2 protein-coding genes are annotated in these 2,251 nt (G+C 61.4%); one reads left to right on the top strand and one right to left on the bottom strand.

Features of this window, described 5'->3' with window-relative positions:
* Window positions 1-198: 198 nt before the first annotated feature.
* A complete protein-coding gene (locus tag BN2476_RS40090) occupies window positions 199-687 on the bottom strand; it encodes an Lrp/AsnC ligand binding domain-containing protein (RefSeq protein WP_087739701.1) in 489 nt (162 codons plus the stop codon).
* A 173-nt stretch (window positions 688-860) separates the two neighbouring features.
* Here BN2476_RS40090 and BN2476_RS40085 point away from each other — a divergent pair, with 173 nt between their 5' ends.
* The gene (locus BN2476_RS40085) at window positions 861-2,147 is read left to right on the top strand and encodes a D-amino acid dehydrogenase (RefSeq protein WP_087739700.1); all 1,287 of its coding nucleotides are present in this window, start codon (window positions 861-863) and stop codon (window positions 2,145-2,147) included.
* Window positions 2,148-2,251 lie beyond the last annotated feature (104 nt).

Below are 2,251 nucleotides of genomic sequence, written 5' to 3'. Positions count from 1 at the left end.
GCCTGCTCGAACAGAGCGTGCAGACAGACCCCAATACCTTCCGGCAGATCGCGCGAAAATCTCCCCGTGAGGGCTGAATTTCACAGCGTGGAATTTTGGCGCTAAGTGGATAGCCCTTACAAATATACAGTGTTTACGGCTTTTGTCGAGCGCGACTTTTGGGGCCGATTCGGCGCGCGCGATGTCGCGCCGAATCGCTCATTCGCCGACTGCAATCGTCAGCGTTTCCTTGATTTCTTCCATTACGACATAGCTTTTCGACTGCACCGCGCCGGGCAGTTGCAGCAGGATGTCGCCGAGCAGCTTGCGGTAGTCAGCCATTTCGCCGATGCGCGCCTTGATCAAATAGTCGAATTCCCCAGACACCAGGTGGCATTCGAGCACCTCCGGGATTTTCTTCACCTCGCGCCGGAACTGGTCGAACATGTTGCCGCTCTTGTGATCGAGCGTAATTTCGACGAACACCAGCAGCGCGGCGCCCAGCTCCGCCGGATTCACGCGCGCGTGGTAGCCGGTGATGACGCCGTCGCGCTCCATGCGCTTGACGCGCTCGATGCACGGCGTGACCGACAGGCCGACCTGTTCGGCGAGTTCCTTCATCGCGATCCGGCCGTCCTCCTGGAGGAGTTTCAGGATCTTGTGATCGAGCTTGTCGAGCGCGCGGACGGGTTGACGCTGTGTACGCATGGTTTTTACTGAAAATCAGAAAAATACAATAACAAAACCTACCCAGACGCAAATAGTATAGCGGTTAACACTAGGCATCCGGCATATCACCTCGTTAATCGAACAAAAGCACGAACGACGAGGCCCTTCCTTCTCTTATACGCCGTGAGCCTTTCGACCTTTTGGGAGCAGCTATGCGTGTTGTCGTTCTGGGCAGTGGCGTCGTCGGGATCACGAGCGCCTATTATCTTGCGCGCGCGGGCCACGAAGTGACCGTCATCGATCGCGAAGCGGGCCCTGCGCTCGATACGAGCTTCGCCAATGCCGGCCAGATCTCGCCGGGCTACGCTTCGCCGTGGGCCGCGCCTGGCATTCCGCTCAAGGCCGTCAAGTGGATGTTCCAGAAGCATGCGCCGCTCGCCATCCGCCTCGACGGCACACAATTCCAGTTGCAGTGGATGTGGCAAATGCTGCAGAACTGCACGTCCGAGCGCTATTCCGTGAACAAGGGCCGCATGGTGCGACTGGCCGAATACAGCCGTGACTGCCTGCAGGCGCTGCGCGCCGAGACGGGCATTCAGTACGAAGGCCGTACGGGCGGCACGCTGCAACTGTTCCGCACACAACAGCAACTCGATGGCGCCGCCAAGGACGTTGCTGTGCTGAAAGAAGCGAACGTTCCGTACGAACTGCTGATGCCGGGCGATCTTGCGCGCGCCGAGCCCGCGCTCGCCGCGACCTCGCACAAGCTGACGGGCGGCCTGCGCCTGCCGGGCGACGAAACGGGCGACTGCCAGCTGTTCACGACGCGCCTCGCCGCACTCGCCGAGCAATTGGGCGTCAAGTTCCGCTACAACACGCCGATCGACGCGCTCGCGATGGAAGGCGACCGGATCGCCGGCGTGAAGTGCGGCAGCGAGATCGTGCGCGCGGACAGCTTCGTCGTGGCGCTCGGTTCGTACTCGACGAAGTTCCTGTCGGGCCTCGTCAAGATTCCCGTGTATCCGCTCAAGGGCTACTCGATCACCGCGCCGATCGTCGATGCCAGGTCGGCCCCCGTGTCGACGGTGCTCGACGAGACGTACAAGATCGCGATTACGCGTTTCGACAACCGGATTCGCGTCGGCGGCATGGCGGAGATCGTCGGCTTCGACAAGAAGCTTAAAAACGCGCGCCGCGAAACGCTCGAAATGTGCGTGAACGATCTGTTCCCGGGCGGCGGCGATACGTCGAAGGCGACGTTCTGGACGGGCCTGCGCCCGATGACGCCGGACGGCACGCCGATCGTCGGCCGCACGCCGGTATCGAACCTGTTCCTGAACACGGGACACGGCACGCTCGGCTGGACGATGTCGTGCGGCTCTGGGCAACTGCTCGCCGACCTGATCTCGGGCAAGCGGCCGGCGATCCGGTCGGGCGATCTGTCGGTATATCGCTATCTCGGCGAAACGACGGGTCAGACGCGTCCCGCTTACGCCTGATCGATTTTCCGCTTCGATATGCAACAACGGCGCCCGAGGGCGCCGTTGTCGTTTGCTGGGCATGTGTCCTGGTTTCCCGCAGCATTCAGAACTGATCTTCCGAC

The organism is Paraburkholderia piptadeniae, from assembly GCF_900007165.1.
Lineage (GTDB): Bacteria > Pseudomonadota > Gammaproteobacteria > Burkholderiales > Burkholderiaceae > Paraburkholderia > Paraburkholderia piptadeniae.
This window is presented reverse-complemented; position numbering and strand designations above follow the sequence as displayed.

Excerpts from the sequence above, each read along its gene's own strand:
- BN2476_RS40090 (WP_087739701.1), bottom strand. The coding sequence starts at position 687 with ATGCGTACACAGCGTCAACCCGTCCGCGCGCTCGACAAGCTCGATCAC.
- BN2476_RS40085 (WP_087739700.1), top strand. The coding sequence starts at position 861 with ATGCGTGTTGTCGTTCTGGGCAGTGGCGTCGTCGGGATCACGAGCGCC.